Source organism: Bradyrhizobium sp. AZCC 2230 (assembly GCF_036924495.1).
Lineage (GTDB): Bacteria > Pseudomonadota > Alphaproteobacteria > Rhizobiales > Xanthobacteraceae > Bradyrhizobium > Bradyrhizobium rifense.
This window is the reverse complement of record NZ_JAZHRS010000001.1, coordinates 3,771,856-3,785,498: the sequence shown is the minus strand read 5'-3', so window position 1 is coordinate 3,785,498 and position 13,643 is coordinate 3,771,856. Positions and strand designations below refer to the sequence as shown.

General features: G+C 59.7%; 14 protein-coding genes. 11 read left to right on the top strand and 3 right to left on the bottom strand.

Features of this window, described 5'->3' with window-relative positions; genetic code table 11:
• Positions 1-120: 120 nt before the first annotated feature.
• The 7 genes from V1280_RS18155 to V1280_RS18125 all read left to right on the top strand — a co-directional run bounded on the left by V1280_RS18155 (position 121) and on the right by V1280_RS18125 (position 6,822).
• Positions 121-1,098: an NAD(P)H-dependent flavin oxidoreductase gene (locus V1280_RS18155; protein WP_334526732.1), complete on the top strand. Its 978-nt coding sequence runs from the start codon at positions 121-123 to the stop codon at positions 1,096-1,098.
• A gap of 369 nt (positions 1,099-1,467) precedes the next feature.
• Positions 1,468-2,358 carry a LysR family transcriptional regulator gene (locus tag V1280_RS18150; RefSeq protein WP_334526729.1) on the top strand — a complete coding sequence of 297 codons (891 nt, stop codon included), beginning with the start codon at positions 1,468-1,470 and terminating at the stop codon, positions 2,356-2,358.
• 509 nt (positions 2,359-2,867) lie between these two features.
• Positions 2,868-4,292 carry an MmgE/PrpD family protein gene (locus V1280_RS18145; RefSeq protein WP_334526726.1) on the top strand — a complete coding sequence of 475 codons (1,425 nt, stop codon included), beginning with the start codon at positions 2,868-2,870 and terminating at the stop codon, positions 4,290-4,292.
• Between the two features lie 28 nt (positions 4,293-4,320).
• Positions 4,321-4,551, top strand: a complete 231-nt coding sequence (locus V1280_RS18140) for a tautomerase family protein (RefSeq protein WP_044999827.1) — start codon at positions 4,321-4,323, stop codon at positions 4,549-4,551.
• A gap of 15 nt (positions 4,552-4,566) precedes the next feature.
• On the top strand, positions 4,567-4,758 hold the full coding sequence (locus tag V1280_RS18135; protein WP_085403820.1) for a tautomerase family protein: 192 nt from the start codon (positions 4,567-4,569) through the stop codon (positions 4,756-4,758).
• Positions 4,759-4,936: 178 nt separating this feature from the next.
• Positions 4,937-6,046: an enolase C-terminal domain-like protein gene (locus V1280_RS18130; RefSeq protein WP_334526715.1), complete on the top strand. Its 1,110-nt coding sequence runs from the start codon at positions 4,937-4,939 to the stop codon at positions 6,044-6,046.
• Between the two features lie 347 nt (positions 6,047-6,393).
• On the top strand, positions 6,394-6,822 hold the full coding sequence (locus V1280_RS18125; protein ID WP_334526712.1) for an ester cyclase: 429 nt from the start codon (positions 6,394-6,396) through the stop codon (positions 6,820-6,822).
• Between the two features lie 280 nt (positions 6,823-7,102).
• Here the strand turns inward: V1280_RS18125 and V1280_RS18120 are convergent, their stop codons facing one another.
• The 3 genes from V1280_RS18120 to V1280_RS18110 form a co-directional block, all read right to left on the bottom strand.
• The gene (locus tag V1280_RS18120; protein ID WP_334538347.1) at positions 7,103-7,492 is read right to left on the bottom strand and encodes a tautomerase family protein; all 390 of its coding nucleotides are present in this window, start codon (positions 7,490-7,492) and stop codon (positions 7,103-7,105) included.
• A 146-nt stretch (positions 7,493-7,638) separates the two neighbouring features.
• Positions 7,639-9,192, bottom strand: coding sequence for a CoA-acylating methylmalonate-semialdehyde dehydrogenase (locus V1280_RS18115; protein ID WP_442895239.1), 1,554 nt, complete (start codon positions 9,190-9,192; stop codon positions 7,639-7,641).
• 226 nt (positions 9,193-9,418) lie between these two features.
• Positions 9,419-10,381: a GlxA family transcriptional regulator gene (locus V1280_RS18110; protein WP_334526707.1), complete on the bottom strand. Its 963-nt coding sequence runs from the start codon at positions 10,379-10,381 to the stop codon at positions 9,419-9,421.
• A gap of 217 nt (positions 10,382-10,598) precedes the next feature.
• Between V1280_RS18110 and V1280_RS18105 the strand changes: the two genes are divergently transcribed.
• The 4 genes from V1280_RS18105 (at position 10,599) to V1280_RS18090 (ending at position 13,549) form a co-directional block, all read left to right on the top strand.
• Positions 10,599-10,907 (top strand): putative quinol monooxygenase, encoded by a 309-nt coding sequence (locus V1280_RS18105; RefSeq protein ID WP_334526704.1) that lies wholly within the window; start codon positions 10,599-10,601, stop codon positions 10,905-10,907.
• A 125-nt stretch (positions 10,908-11,032) separates the two neighbouring features.
• The gene (locus tag V1280_RS18100; RefSeq protein WP_334526701.1) at positions 11,033-11,800 is read left to right on the top strand and encodes an alpha/beta fold hydrolase; all 768 of its coding nucleotides are present in this window, start codon (positions 11,033-11,035) and stop codon (positions 11,798-11,800) included.
• A 125-nt stretch (positions 11,801-11,925) separates the two neighbouring features.
• Complete coding sequence (locus V1280_RS18095) at positions 11,926-12,771, top strand: cytochrome b/b6 domain-containing protein (protein ID WP_334526698.1); 846 nt, start codon at positions 11,926-11,928, stop codon at positions 12,769-12,771.
• Positions 12,761-13,549, top strand: coding sequence for a molybdopterin-binding protein (locus V1280_RS18090; RefSeq protein WP_334526696.1), 789 nt, complete (start codon positions 12,761-12,763; stop codon positions 13,547-13,549). Before V1280_RS18095 ends, V1280_RS18090 begins: the two co-directional genes overlap by 11 nt.
• The last annotated feature ends 94 nt before the right edge of the window (positions 13,550-13,643 follow it).

Here is a 13,643-nt window from a genome sequence, read left to right as displayed (position 1 = left end):
CGCGCGGTTGGTCAAGCGCCGAACGTCCTAAGACGAGGCGCCAGTCATTATTCAGGGGCATCGGGGTGATGAGAAGTCACATGGCAGAGAAGCTGGCCTAACGGTGAAAAGGGTAGGACGATGATCAGGACGCGGTTAACGAAGTTGTTTGGTATTGAGCACCCAATCATCCTTGCGCCGATGACGCCAGCCGCAGGCGCAGACCTGTCCACCGCGGTTGCGGCCGCCGGCGGGCTCGGCCTGCTTGGCGGCGGATATGGCGACCGCGCCTGGTTCGAGACGGAGTCAGCGAAGATCACGCGCGACGATGTGGGGTGCGGCTTCATCACTTGGTCGGTTGCAAAACAACCGGAATTGCTCGACTTCGCAATAGAGCGTCATCCACGCGCGATCATGTTGTCATTTGCTGATCCGGCACCGTTTGCAAAGCGCATCAAGCAAGCCGGGGTGCCACTCATTTGCCAAGTCCACACGGTCGATCAAGCGCGGCGAGCCGCCGATGTCGGGGCTGATGTTGTTGTAGCGCAAGGCACGGAAGCGGGCGGTCACGGCCAAACAGCCCGATCGACATTGCCGTTCGTCCCAACGGTGGTCGACGCTCTGAGCAAATACGCACCCGACGTGGTCGTTGTTGCCGCGGGCGGGATCGCTGACGGGCGAGGTCTTGCTGCGGCTCTGATGCTCGGCGCCGAAGGCGCTCTCATGGGCAGCCGCTTTTGGGCAACAAAGGAGGCCCTTATCCATCCGAATGCCAAAGCCAAGGTGGTGGCAGCTTCGGGCGATGAGACGATACGAACCAGCGTGTACGATATCGTAAGGCAGAGAGCTTGGCCGGAAGGATACACTGGGCGGCTCATGAAAAATGAGTTCATCGAAAAGTGGCATGGCCACGAAGAGAAGCTAAAGGCTCTACAGGCCGACGAATTGGAGAAAGTGGAGGCGGCGTCGCGCGTCGGCGACTTCGATGTGGCGAATGTGACGGTCGGGGAGTCAATCGGCATGATTCATGACCTGCCCGAGGCGGGTGACGTCGTGCGGCGTGTCGTTACCGAGGCCAAGGAAATGCTCGGCAGGTACGCCCGTGTTTCGCTGGAGTGACCGAACGGCGTCAGTTGACGCCCCTCGACGCTCCCCCTCCCAAGGACGGCGAAGCCGTTGGCTCCCCTTTGCCGTGCACTCGTTTCGCTGCGGGATCGGCAACGTCTGATCGGTGACCAACGGCTTCCAATTTGATGGGACGACGAATCGTTAGACAGGGCCTCGGCGGCAATCCTTGTCATCGTGCGGGTATCTGCGTTTGAGATATAGGTATTCTTTTTAGTGATAGCTTGCCGCAGCGCGTCTGTTTTCGAAAACGGGCATAAGCCGTTCGGATTCGGCCTTGTAAAACGGGTAGCTTGGATCAAGATAATCACTCGACCAAGCGCCTTGGTGCCGAACCGTTCGCTTCAGAAGATAGGGCTTGTTATGGACGCGACCGATCTAAGGGTTTTTGAGGCAGTTGCCCGGCACGGCAGTATGAACCGAGCGGCCGCTGAGCTGAACACTGTCCAATCCAACGTGACCGCGCGCGTGAGGGCGCTGGAGCTTGAGCTTGGTATTCAGCTATTTCAACGTCATGCACGCGGCGTGAAGGTCACGCCGGCTGGACGACGCATGCTCCCCTTTTCGGCACGCATAACCAAGCTCCTCAGCGACGCCAAGGCGGCCGCAAGGGATGACGGCATCCCGGGTGGCGTCCTTGAAATCGGAACTCTTGAAACGACCGCGGCGATTCGGCTTCCGTCGGTGCTTGCAAGCTTCACCAAGGCTTACCCAAAGGTTCGTCCAGTGGTGACGACCGGGACGACCTGCAGTCTCATTGAGGACGTTGTCGAGTGCAGACTGGAGGGGGCGTTTGTTGCGGGGCCGGTCGATCATCCAGATTTGCAACAGGAGTGCCTGTTTCGGGAAGAACTCGTCTTGGTAACGCCTCGTTCAATTCGAGGCATCGAAGACCTTTCCTCGATCAATGAACTGAAGACAATCGTCTTCCGTGTTGGTTGCTCCTATCGAGTAAGGCTTGAGAATCTGTTGACCAAGGCGGGAATACTTGTGGCGCAGCCTTTGGAATTCGGCTCGATAGATGCAATCCTCGGCTGTGTGGGGGCGGGCGTTGGAATTACATTGCTGCCAAAGGGAGTGGTTGTTGCGGCATGGCGGGACGGCCAAGTCGCCGTGCATGAACTGGAATCCGAATTTTCTGAAGTGCAGACCGTCTTCATTCGGCGCACAGACGCCTACGTCTCCAGTGCACTTTCTGCCTTTCTTCAGATTGTACGGCCGGGCACCGAGATACATGCGGCGGCCGCCGAGTAGTCCGGTTCGTTGCGAGCCGTCGAGTTCTCAAATGAAGGCAGTCATCCAGGCGCTTGCCATTCTGGCTATTCCTGCTTGGGACCGAGACAACTCCAGCGGCGCGCTGACGAACCTCGTTCAAACTTCGAGGCCTGGCGAAGGCGTTGAATCCGCGCGCCGCATCCAGTTCAGCAAGCTGGTGTTTCATCCTTGGCAGGTGCGAGCGACGCGCCTCTGTTGTCGCCGCGCGTCTCGGTACGCAGATCGATGCGGCTGCGTCCGAGCAGCAACGATAAGAGATCGCTCGATCGCTGCAATTGATGGCACCGTCTCCCGGACGGCAGCACCCTGCTCAATTCCGTTGCCCGATGCCGGCCTCCTTTATCCAACGAGCTCTGCGCCTGCTCGAGTAATCTGCCGTGCAGATTGCCTTCTCGAATCTATTCGTTTGCTGATCTCAAGTGATAAAGGCACGCTCCTTTGAAATTAAGCCAGTTCAATCGTATGGGACGCCGCCAAGGATCCATTATATGCTGATGAAGAATGCGACCTCCGTCTCTACGGTGAACGCGATCGCCGGCTTTGCCGATCGGGCTGTGGCGGCATCCCTAACGCCTGACGCGCGCAAGCTCTACAAGCGAAATATTCTGGATAGCTTGGGATGCGCGATCTCCGCGCTTCCGGGAGCGCCGTTCGCGGCGTTGCGCGAACAGTTTACGGAGTACCGGTCCGGCGGATCGTGCACGCTGATCGGCGGCGGCAGGACTGCGCCGGACCAAGCCGCCTTGTATAACTCCGGGCTGGTGCGATATGTCGACCTGCTCGACAGCTACATGTCGCCAGGCGGGCTATGTCATCCCAGCGACAATTTCGGCGCGATCCTTGCTGCTGCCGAGCACGCCAAGGCATCCGGCGAGGACTTCATGCTCGCCCTTGCGGTAGCCTACGAAATCCAATGCCGGTTTACCGCCGTCGTGCCTGTTATGGCGAAGGGATTCAATCACGCGATTCAGCTCGCAATATCTGCTGCGGCCGGAGCAGGAAAGCTGTTCGGATTGAGCGGTGAGCAGATCGCACATGCGATCTCGATCGCGACTGTCGACAATATTTCCCTCACTTGCGTCCATGTCGAGCCGGTATCGCAGTGGAAGGGCTTTTCTCCCGGAATGACCGGGATGCGCGCGGTCTATTCCGCTTCGCTCGCTAAGCGTGGCTTCACCGGTCCATCCGGGCTGTTCGAGGGCCCGAACGGCTTGCTGCGGATGTTTGATCAAAAGATCGACGTTGATTGGTCGGACGACTCGCTTGAGATCATCAAGCTCACGATCATGAAGAAATTCTGTTCGCTCATTCACGGTCAGCCGGTTCTCGAAGCCGTGCTCAAGCTGAAGCGCGACAATAACTTGGCGGCCAGCGATATTGAGGCCGTCCGTTGCGACATCTTCCAGTCAGGTTTCGACATCGCGGGCGGCGGCGCATTTGGCTCCAAGGATAGACCGCAGACCAAGGAGCAAGCGGACTACAACCTGAAGTATCTGATCGCGGCGGCACTTTTGGACGATGAGGTCGGGCCAGCGCAGCTCGAGCAGGCGCGTGTCCAGGCTGATGACGCACAAGCCCTGTTGAGCAAGGTAACGATAGCTCCCGACGATGCCTTCACCGCCAGATACCCGCACGAGCTGAATACCCGGATCGCTATCAAGGTCAAAGACGGTCGTACCTTCGATCGCGAGCAGCTTGGATACGAAGGCGGGCTCGGCAACCCAATGTCATGGAAACGCACGGTCGAGAAGTTCAACTGGCTGAGCGAGCCATTTGCAGATGATGCACTACGTAACAGTATCATCATGGCGGTCGAGAAGATCGACGAGCGACCGATCTCTGATTTGATGGCTATCCTTGGGAAAGTGAACCCCAAGGCGGTCCACCCTGCGCTTCACCCAGGAATTCAATAGTCATTCGCGCCAACCAAGGAGTATCCCGATGTCAATGATTTCTTGCGACATGCGGTACGGCCGCTCGGATGAGCAAAAACGAGCTCTTTCGGCCGGCCTGCTTCGTGTCGTCAGCGAAGCCACCGGTGAACCGGCCAACAACATCTTCTTTGTCATCAGAGAGGGGCGAGGCATCAACTTCGTCGAGCATGGGCAACACCTGCCCGAGTTCGTCGAAGGCAATGCCAACGACAAAGAGCTCATTGCTCGCCTGAAATAGGAAAGGGAGGCAACTATGCCCTACATCGAGTGTCATATCGCGGCCGGGCTCACCAAGACCCGTAAGACGCAGCTGATCCGAGACATCGTCAAGGTTACCCACGAATCGATCGGCTCCGATCCGAAGATCATCAATGTTCTTCTGTTTGAGCATCCCGCCGACAACATGAGCATTTCTGGAAGAATCCACGGCGAGGACTCGCAGTAAGTTTGCAGAAGCACGTGCCAGTTTAGGCGGTCTCAAGCGACTAGCATGGCCTACCAGCCAGAAAGCGTGGGCCAGGGACGACACCGCGCCTCGGGCAAGTTAGGCACGCGCGGTGGGCGAAAGCGGGGGGCGCAATACGCTCGTCGACCAGTTTCTCAATGAGCATTGAAAGAGCAAGATGACGAACAGCCTGAGTGCGGCAGGGCAACGAGTTCACTCGGTGACGACCCGCGGGGTGATGGTCCCGCTGAAGTTCACGCTGGGAACGAGTGCGGCTGTTATCAAAGCCGTGCCGCTGTTGCTTGTCGATTTGCTGAATGAAGAAGGTGTAACGGGCAAGGCCTACACGTTTTGCTACCGGCCTTCGGGCGCGACCGCGATAGCGTCCCATCTCCATGAGGCGGTCGAACTCCTCAAAGGCGGCAACGCCACGCCATTTGAAGCTTCACAGACCCTGTCGCGTCAGTTTGCGCTGCTTGGCGTGACCGGTGCTGTCCGTATGGCACTTTCGCTGCTCGACATGGCCATGTGGGACGCGATTGCACAGAAGCATCGTGTTCCGCTGTCCACGCTACTCGGGTCAGGGCCTAAATCGCTCCGCGCGTATGACAGCCGCGGGCTCGGACTGATGGAGCCGGATCGCCTCGTGCGGGAAGTGCGGGCCCTTCTGGAGAGCGGCTTAAGGGCCGTGAAGGTCAGGCTCGGATACCCCACTCTTTTTGAGGACTTGGCTGCCTTGCGGGCAGTTCGCAAGAGCATCTCCGGCGCAGATGTTGCGATCATGGTGGACTACAATCAGGCCCTGACCCCAGCGGAGGCGGTTCTTCGCGGAAGGGAGCTGGAAAAAGAGGGGATCTACTGGCTCGAAGAGCCGATCGCTCACGACGACTATGTGGCGAGCGCCGCATTGGCGCGTGAACTGACGGTTCCGGTCCAGATCGGCGAAAACCTCAACGGCCCGGATGCCCTGTTGCGTGCCGTCACGACCGGCGCGAGCGACTACGTCATGGTCGACGTCGCGCGGATTGGCGGTGTAACCGGCTGGCTGCATGCGGCCGGCATCGCTGCAGCCCAGGGCATCGAAATGTCGTCGCATCTGATGCCGGAAGTCAGCACGCATCTTCTTTGCGCTACGCCCACCGCCCATTGGCTTGAGTATGTTGATTGGGCAGATGCGATCGTCGAAGAACCATTGAAAATCCGCGACGGAATGGTTCTCACGCCGGAGAGTGTCGGCAGCGGGATCTCATGGGACGAGGCCAAGGTAAAGCGCCTTGCTGCAATCTGAGTCCGACCAAAGAAGACCCTTAACGCCATGGCTCCCGAAACGCACAAGTTGTTGCGGAGCTGTATCCAGTCGGGTGGATAGTAGATCGTCAGGAGAGCCCTAAGCAGCGAGGTTCGAGCGATCGTTTCGGCTGATATCGGCTCTCTGAAAGACTCGTCGGCTACAACAAAAAGTGGTTTGGCCACCACGAGATATAAGTGCCAGTTTGCCGCGCGTTCCGCTCCTACATTCGACGGCGGGAAACGTGATGATCAGATCGGGGAGACGTTATGGATAGAAGGAATCTTTTGAGGACGGTTACGTTGGCGGGATCGGCACTTGCTTTGCCGGCCCTTGTCGCGCCGGCCATGGCAGACAAGAAGAACGCAGCCGCACCGTTGATTGAAAAGTTCGCGGCGACTTTGAACGCGCACGACCTCACGGCATTCGCGGCGCTGTTCTCAGATAATTACGTCAACCATCAGCTCAGCGCGGCCGCACCGCCGCCGCCGCAGGGCAAATCGCCGAAGCAGGGGACGGTGGCAGTGTTTACTGCGCGGCTGGCGGGAATACCGGACCTCAAGGTGGAGATCGAGGCGACGGTCGCGGCCGGCGATCGTGCGGCCGCAAGCTTCGTCTATAGCGGCACCCATAACGGCCCGCTTTCGGGAGTTGCGCCAACCGGCCGCGCGCTCCGATTCACCTCCTGCGATATCTTCAGGGTTCAAGGCGGCCTGATTGTCGAGCACTGGGGCATGGGCGATATCGCCGGAGTCCTGGCACAGTTGAAGGCCTGACCGGCGACTGTTCGAGCGTCCGCCTCTGTGTTGCGAGAGTCACATTTCCTCGAGTGACGCCCGGCCAAAACAGGCTGTTTCAATCGACGGGATTGTTATTATGAATCCAGCACCGCCGGGGGCTTCAGGAACCCAGTATTAAGCGCCGCCGGGACACTAGATTTCGACGGCGTAAGTTCTCGGCGATCGGCAGATAGGTGCCCGAGTGGCGTCGTCTTGCCGCTGCCAAGCCAAAATTAATCCCGAGTTCTTTTAGGTCCAACCGTTGGGCTTCGACAGGCTAGAGCTCACCCGTGAGGAACTGGGCACGTCCGAGCCCAAATGACCAATCCTCATCGGTGTTCGTTACAAACGTCACGACAACGTCGCTCGGCGAAATGCCGCATTGATCGGCAAGCCGTTCCACCAACGAACTATAGAATGTTTGCTTCATTACGCGGCTGCGAGGGCGAGTCGTGACTTGAAGGACAAGCATGTTGGGTGTGCGTTTGATACCAAGGCCCGTGTCCTCGATGATCATTCTGGAAGGTGGGTGCTCCCTGACGATTTGATAGCGGTCGCGATGAGGTACGTTGAATGAGTCGACCAACACCTCATGGGTGACGTCTAGTATCTGTTTGAGCTGCCGTTCCGAACGTCCCTCAACAAGATCGAAGCACAAAAGGGGCATCATCCATTCTCCGTGTCGCTATGGGTCGTCGCTTCGTCTTCGAGAGCGCGATCGCGGCTGTTGATCGACTTTTGAAACCGACAGGCTTTCGCCGCCGCTTTCCAGATCGGCCCGCTGCTGGGTGAGCAGCGGGCCGGTTGTAGCGATCAGGACATTGTGGGCATCACGAACTCGGCGCCGGAACGAATGCCGGTTGGCCAGCGGCTCGTGATCGTCTTCATCCGCGTATAGAAGCGGACGCCTTCCGGGCCGTGCATGTGGTGGTCGCCGAAGATCGATGCCTTCCATCCACCGAAGGAATGGAATGCCATCGGCACTGGGATCGGCACATTGATGCCAACCATGCCGATCTTGATCTTGTGCGCGAACTCCCGAGCCGCGTCGCCGTCGCGCGTGAAGATCGAGGTGCCGTTACCGAACTCGTGCTCGTTGATCATGCGCGCGGCGGTGTCGTAGTCGGGCGCACGGACAACAGACAGAACGGGACCGAAGATCTCTTCCTTGTAGATCTTCATGTTCGGCGTCACGTGATCGAACAACGACCCGCCGATGAAGTAACCGTCTTCGTAGCCCTGCATGTTGAACCCGCGGCCGTCGACCAGCAGCTTGGCACCCTCGGCGACACCGGCGTCGATATAGCCACGGACCTTGTCCAGATGCTGTTTGGTGACCAGCGGCCCCATTTCGGCTTCGGGATCCGTGCCGGGCCCGATCTTGAGGCTGCGGATCTTCGGCTCCAGCGCCGAGATCAGCCGGTTCGCGGTCGTCTCACCGACCGGGACCGCGACGGAGATCGCCATGCAACGCTCGCCGGCCGAACCGAAGGCAGCGCCCATCAGGGCATCGACCGCTTGGTCCATGTCCGCGTCCGGCATGATGATCATGTGGTTCTTGGCACCGCCCAGCGCCTGGCAGCGCTTTCCGGTGCTGGCGGACGTCTCGTAGATGTACTTTGCGATCGGCGTGGATCCCACAAAGCTGATCGCCGAGATGTCGGGATGATGCAGCAGCGCATCGACGGTCTCCTTGTCGCCATGGACCACACCGAATACGCCGTCGGGCAGACCCGCTTCCTTCAGCCATTCTGCCACGATGACGGATGCCGACGGATCGCGCTCGGAGGGCTTCAGGATGAAGGTGTTGCCGCAGGCCAGCGCCACCGGAAACATCCACATCGGCACCATGGCGGGGAAATTGAACGGGGTAATGCCGGCGACCACGCCGAGAGGCTGGCGCATCGAGTAGCTATCGACGCGTGTTCCGACGTTCTCGGTGATCTCGCCCTTCAACAGCTGCGGGGCGGCCGTCGCGAACTCGACGACCTCCATGCCACGCTGAATTTCGCCGACCGCGTCGGAATGGACCTTTCCATGCTCGGCTACGATGACGTCTGCCAGCTGGCTGGTGCGTTCCTCGAGGATTCTGAGGAACCGATTGAGAATCCTGGCCCGCCGCAGCGGCGTCGTCGCCGCCCATCCCGGCGCAGCCTTCACCGCCGCGGCGACGGCATCCGCCACATCGGCCGCGTTTGCGATCGGCGCCGATGCCGCCTGCTCGCCGGTCGCCGGATTGAAGACGAACGACGACCGCCCGTTGCGGCCAGCGACGCGCTGGCCATTGATATAATGCTGAACTTGCGTAACCACGATGAACCTCCTTGTTTTCCGCAAACGCCATATGAAACGTCCAAGTCTGCACATCAACGAGAACTATCGCGCATTCGTTGTGCAGAAATTCAAGTCGGGGAGCGTAATCGGCAGCGAAGCGGCATTTGCGTGAATCGTCATCAGCAAGGCGCGTTGATCGCGCTGATGACGTCCATTCGTTGAGCGGAATTTTCGCCCATCTCGACAATGATCGAGCGGTTCATCACAAGGCCAATGGGAAGCGCGGGCTTCCGTAGCACCGGCCAAGAGTGATGCGACCTCAGAGGCCTCGGCGGATTTCGCGCACGCCGCGGCCGAGCTTCCGGCGCAACAGCGCGCGCAACGTCACGCCTTCGGCGTAGCCGACCTCGGTGGCGATCTGATCGACGCTGGCATGGCCTGTTGTAAGCAGGTGGACGGCCCGCTCGATCCGCAAATCCTGGAGGTACTCGAGTGGAGATTTGCCCAGCACGCTCTGCATCCGGCGCGCCAGCGTGCGCTTGCTGGTGGCGAGCTCCGCGGCAGCCTCATCCAGCGAGAATCCCTCGGCCAGCCGTTGCCGTGCCCATCGTTCGAACTTGTGTACGAGCGGATCGCCGTGGACTACGTGCCCAGGTATCGCGTAGGCGGCCTGCGAGTTGCGGACGTCGGCCATCAGATACTTGCCCGTAAGGTCGGCCAGTGCAGGGTCCGCGCGCCGGATCAAGGTCAGCGCCAGGTCCAGATGGCTGAGCGCCGCGCCAGCGGTGACGACCGTGTTGGACTGAACGATGATTTGCGACTCGTCGAGCCGCACATGCGGATAGCGCTGTCGGAACAGTGGAGCCAGCCACCAGGTGGTGGTTGCTTCTTCGCCGTCGAGCAAGGCCGCTTCCGCCAGCACGAAGGTGCCGACGCAGGCGGCCGCAGCCAGCGCACCGCGCTCCGACCATTTGCGCAACACCACACGGGCCTCGCGGACTTCGTCGCTGGCCAGCATTTGCACCAGCGGCTTCGGCATGATCCGGTTGACCGCTGGCATCACCACGGCATCGGGCTTCTGCGTGCGTATTGCCGAAGTCACCGGAACGTTCAGGCCCTGCGCTGTTGTGACAGTCTCACGCAAACCGACCACTTTCGTCTTGAAGCGCACCGAGGAAATGCCGTGCATTTCGGCCAGCGTGTTGGCGAAGGCAAAGGCGTCAAGCACCGCAGCGAGTCCGGTGTCGAGCACGTCGTTCAGAGCAAGGACATGGATGCGCATGGCAAGAACGATATCAGAATTAGACGCTTTGCCAACACTTTGACCAGGGATTCAAGTCGAACTTGCAATCCATCGTGTCTATAGAATTGGCGTAATCCCGAACATTGTTGGCCTGATCAGTATCAAAATTGGCAATCCAGCCAATACGCGCGGGGCCGCTCATCTCATAGAGATGCATGACTTTGAAGTCTCGGCAATCAACGAACGGAGAAGAAAAATGACGCTCAAATGTGGATTATTCGTCCGGCTGGAAGCCAAGCCAGGCAAGGAACGGGCCGTGAAGGATTTTCTCATCAGCGGTCTTGATCTGACAAATCAGGAGGCGGGCACGCCGGTCTGGTTTGCGCTGCAGCTCTCGCCGACGACATTCGGCGTGTTCGACGCCTTCAACAGTGAAGAAGATCGCCAAGCACATCTCGCCGGCAACATGGCCAAGGCCTTGATGTCGCGGGTCGAGGAAATGCTGGCCAAGCCGCCGTCAGTCGAGCCGGTTGACGTTCTCGCCGTGAAGAACCAGCCGGCCTGATCTCGGCGTCTGCCAACCCGGACGTGAATTCGGAATCTATCAAACCTGATAGCCGTCACCGGCCACGGCCCGGCGCCGAGATGGTCCTGCGAAACGGGCAGACTGCAACACACTAGGAGACTCACATGTCCTTACTACGAAAGACTTCCGCGATCGCTCTCATGCTCGCGGTGACTGGCGCAGTCGCCCACGCCGAGACGAAGCCGGCTGCGAAGGACGTTGTCATCGTCCATGGTGCACTGGCGGATGGTTCAGGCTGGCGCGCCGTCTACGACATCCTGACCAAGGATGGGTTCCACGTGACGATCGTGCAGGAGCCGCTCACCGGTCTCGCCGAGGACGTCGACGCCACTAAGCGCGTCATCGATCAACAGACCGGTCCGGTTGTGTTGGTCGGTCACAGCTATGGCGGTTCGGTGATCACGGAAGCCGGTGCCGACCCCAAGGTCAGCGCTCTCGTCTATGTGGCTGCCCTGCAGCCCGACAAGGGAGAGGCCAGCGGCGCGCTGATGTCGAAGTTCGCCGCGCCGAACGATGCCATGCGGGTCTCGGTCAACAAGGCTACGCCGGACAACAAGTATTTCTTCATCCCGGCGGAGAAGTTCCGAGAAACCTACGCCCAGGACGTCCCGGCAGAGCAAGCTCAGTTCATGGCGGACTCGGAGCAGCAGCTTGCCCAGAAGGCCATGGGGGCCCCGCTCTCGGTGGCGGCCTGGCACAACAAGCCCAGCTACGCCATTCTGACCACTGAGGACCACGTGATCAGCCCTGAGCTTCAACGCTGGATGTACAAGCGTTCGGGCGCCAAGGTCACCGAAGTGCCCGCAAGCCACGCTGTTTTCGTCTCGCAGCCGGCCGCGATCGCCCGCGTGATCGAGGACGCCGCGAAGTAAACGAAGAAGAGGCGATCACACCGCTGGTCGCCTCATTCGATTCGGAGTGCGCATACTTTGCGGTCTACCAACACGCGAAGTATGTACGCCTTGCCGGCGGCGCGTCCGAAGCGCAGGAGCACGATATGGCTACTGTTCCCAGTCCCGATCGGCCTGTCGTCGAGCGCTGGTACCGCCGCCATGCCGCGCTGGTGCGTATCACGCATTGGATCAACGCAGTCTGCTTCGCGCTGCTCCTGATGAGCGGACTTCAGATCTTTAATGCCCACCCCGCGCTCTATCTCGGCGAGCGATCGGACTTTGAGCATCCGGCCATGTCGATCCGGGCGCGCCTGTCTGAGAGCGGCCTCGTCGGAGAAACAATGATCGTCGGCCATTCCTTCGATACGTCGGGCATGCTCGGCATCTCGAGCGAAGACGGCCAAATCTCGCAGCGCGCCTTTCCGAGCTGGATCACGATCCCGAGCAACCAGGACCTCGCGACTGGCCGGCGCTGGCACTTCTTCTTTGCCTGGCTGCTGGTGCTAAATGGTCTTGTCTATTTTGCGTGGAGTTTTGTAAGGCGGCATTTTGACCGAGATCTTCTCCCTAGTCGCCGCGAGCTCAGCCATGTCGGAAGGGAGTTCCTTGAGCATCTGCGCCTGCGCTTCCCACGCGGTAAAGCAGCGAAGCGCTACAATGTGCTCCAACAGATCAGCTATCTCCTGGTCATCGTTGTGTTGTTCCCGCTGATGATCCTAACGGGGCTCACCATGTCGCCCGGGATCGACAGTGCCGTGCCGCAGCTGCTCGCGCTATTCGGGGGACGCCAGACGGCGCGGCTGGTCCACTTCCTGGCCGCATCGAGCCTCGCGCTCTTCGTCATTGTACATCTCGTGATGGTGCTGGTCTCAGGCGTCTTGAACAATTTGCGCTCCATGATCACCGGCTGGTACGATCTTGGCAGTCCGAGGACGCCCGATGTCACATGAACATCCGCGGCGCCGCGATTTGTTGACGGCACTCGCCGCAATCGGCGGCCTCGCTTTGTCGGGTTGTGACCGTGTCTCCGCCGGACCGCGCTTCCGTTCCGTCCTCAATGCCGCGAGCACCCTCACCTATAAAGTGCAGCGCCTCCTCATCGGGGCTCATCGGCTCGCGCCCGAATACAGTGAAGCCGACATCTCTCCCGCGTTTCGCCCCAATGGTTCGATTGATCCGCAGGACAAGGACTACCTCAAGCTGATCGGCAATCATTTCACCGATTGGCGCCTGAAGGTTCACGGCCTCGTTGAGCACGAGCTATCGCTCTCGCTTGAGCAGTTGCGTGCCTTGCCCACACGGACCCAAATCACCCGCCATGATTGTGTTGAGGGCTGGAGCTGCATCGCCAAATGGACCGGCGTGCCGCTCTCGGAACTCCTGTTGCGTGCCGGTGTAAGGGCAGAGGCACGATTTGCCGTATTCCATTGCGCGGACACCTTGGACGACGGCGGTGAGCCTGCTGAGCCAGAGAGCATCCGGTACTATGAGAGCATCGATCTGATCGATGCTGCGCATCCACAGACAATCCTCGCTTATGATATGAACGACGCGCCGCTGACCGTCAGCCACGGTGCGCCGCTGCGACTGCGTGTCGAGCGGCAGCTTGGATATAAGATGGCGAAATACATCATGCGTGTCGAACTGGTGCAAAGCTTCTCCAGCCTACATGGCGGCCAAGGCGGCTATTGGGAAGATCGCGGCTATGAATGGTATGCAGGAATCTGAGCGACTCCTAATACACCGCCGGAATCCCGATCTCTTTCCGCGGGCAAAGCCAGAGGTCGGCACTGGACGTCGCGGCGAGCTACAGACATTCACC

Bases quoted from the DNA above. Each gene is read 5' to 3' on its own strand.
- V1280_RS18105 (WP_334526704.1), top strand. From the start codon at position 10,599: ATGACGCTCAAATGTGGATTATTCGTCCGGCTGGAAGCCAAGCCAGGC.
- V1280_RS18125 (WP_334526712.1), top strand. From the start codon at position 6,394: ATGGCAGACAAGAAGAACGCAGCCGCACCGTTGATTGAAAAGTTCGCG.
- V1280_RS18115 (WP_442895239.1), bottom strand. From the start codon at position 9,192: ATGTGCAGACTTGGACGTTTCATATGGCGTTTGCGGAAAACAAGGAGG.
- V1280_RS18130 (WP_334526715.1), top strand. From the start codon at position 4,937: ATGACGAACAGCCTGAGTGCGGCAGGGCAACGAGTTCACTCGGTGACG.
- V1280_RS18140 (WP_044999827.1), top strand. From the start codon at position 4,321: ATGTCAATGATTTCTTGCGACATGCGGTACGGCCGCTCGGATGAGCAA.
- V1280_RS18150 (WP_334526729.1), top strand. From the start codon at position 1,468: ATGGACGCGACCGATCTAAGGGTTTTTGAGGCAGTTGCCCGGCACGGC.
- V1280_RS18090 (WP_334526696.1), top strand. From the start codon at position 12,761: ATGTCACATGAACATCCGCGGCGCCGCGATTTGTTGACGGCACTCGCC.
- V1280_RS18095 (WP_334526698.1), top strand. From the start codon at position 11,926: ATGGCTACTGTTCCCAGTCCCGATCGGCCTGTCGTCGAGCGCTGGTAC.
- V1280_RS18100 (WP_334526701.1), top strand. From the start codon at position 11,033: ATGTCCTTACTACGAAAGACTTCCGCGATCGCTCTCATGCTCGCGGTG.
- V1280_RS18110 (WP_334526707.1), bottom strand. From the start codon at position 10,381: ATGCGCATCCATGTCCTTGCTCTGAACGACGTGCTCGACACCGGACTC.
- V1280_RS18135 (WP_085403820.1), top strand. From the start codon at position 4,567: ATGCCCTACATCGAGTGTCATATCGCGGCCGGGCTCACCAAGACCCGT.
- V1280_RS18145 (WP_334526726.1), top strand. From the start codon at position 2,868: ATGCTGATGAAGAATGCGACCTCCGTCTCTACGGTGAACGCGATCGCC.
- V1280_RS18120 (WP_334538347.1), bottom strand. From the start codon at position 7,492: ATGCCCCTTTTGTGCTTCGATCTTGTTGAGGGACGTTCGGAACGGCAG.
- V1280_RS18155 (WP_334526732.1), top strand. From the start codon at position 121: ATGATCAGGACGCGGTTAACGAAGTTGTTTGGTATTGAGCACCCAATC.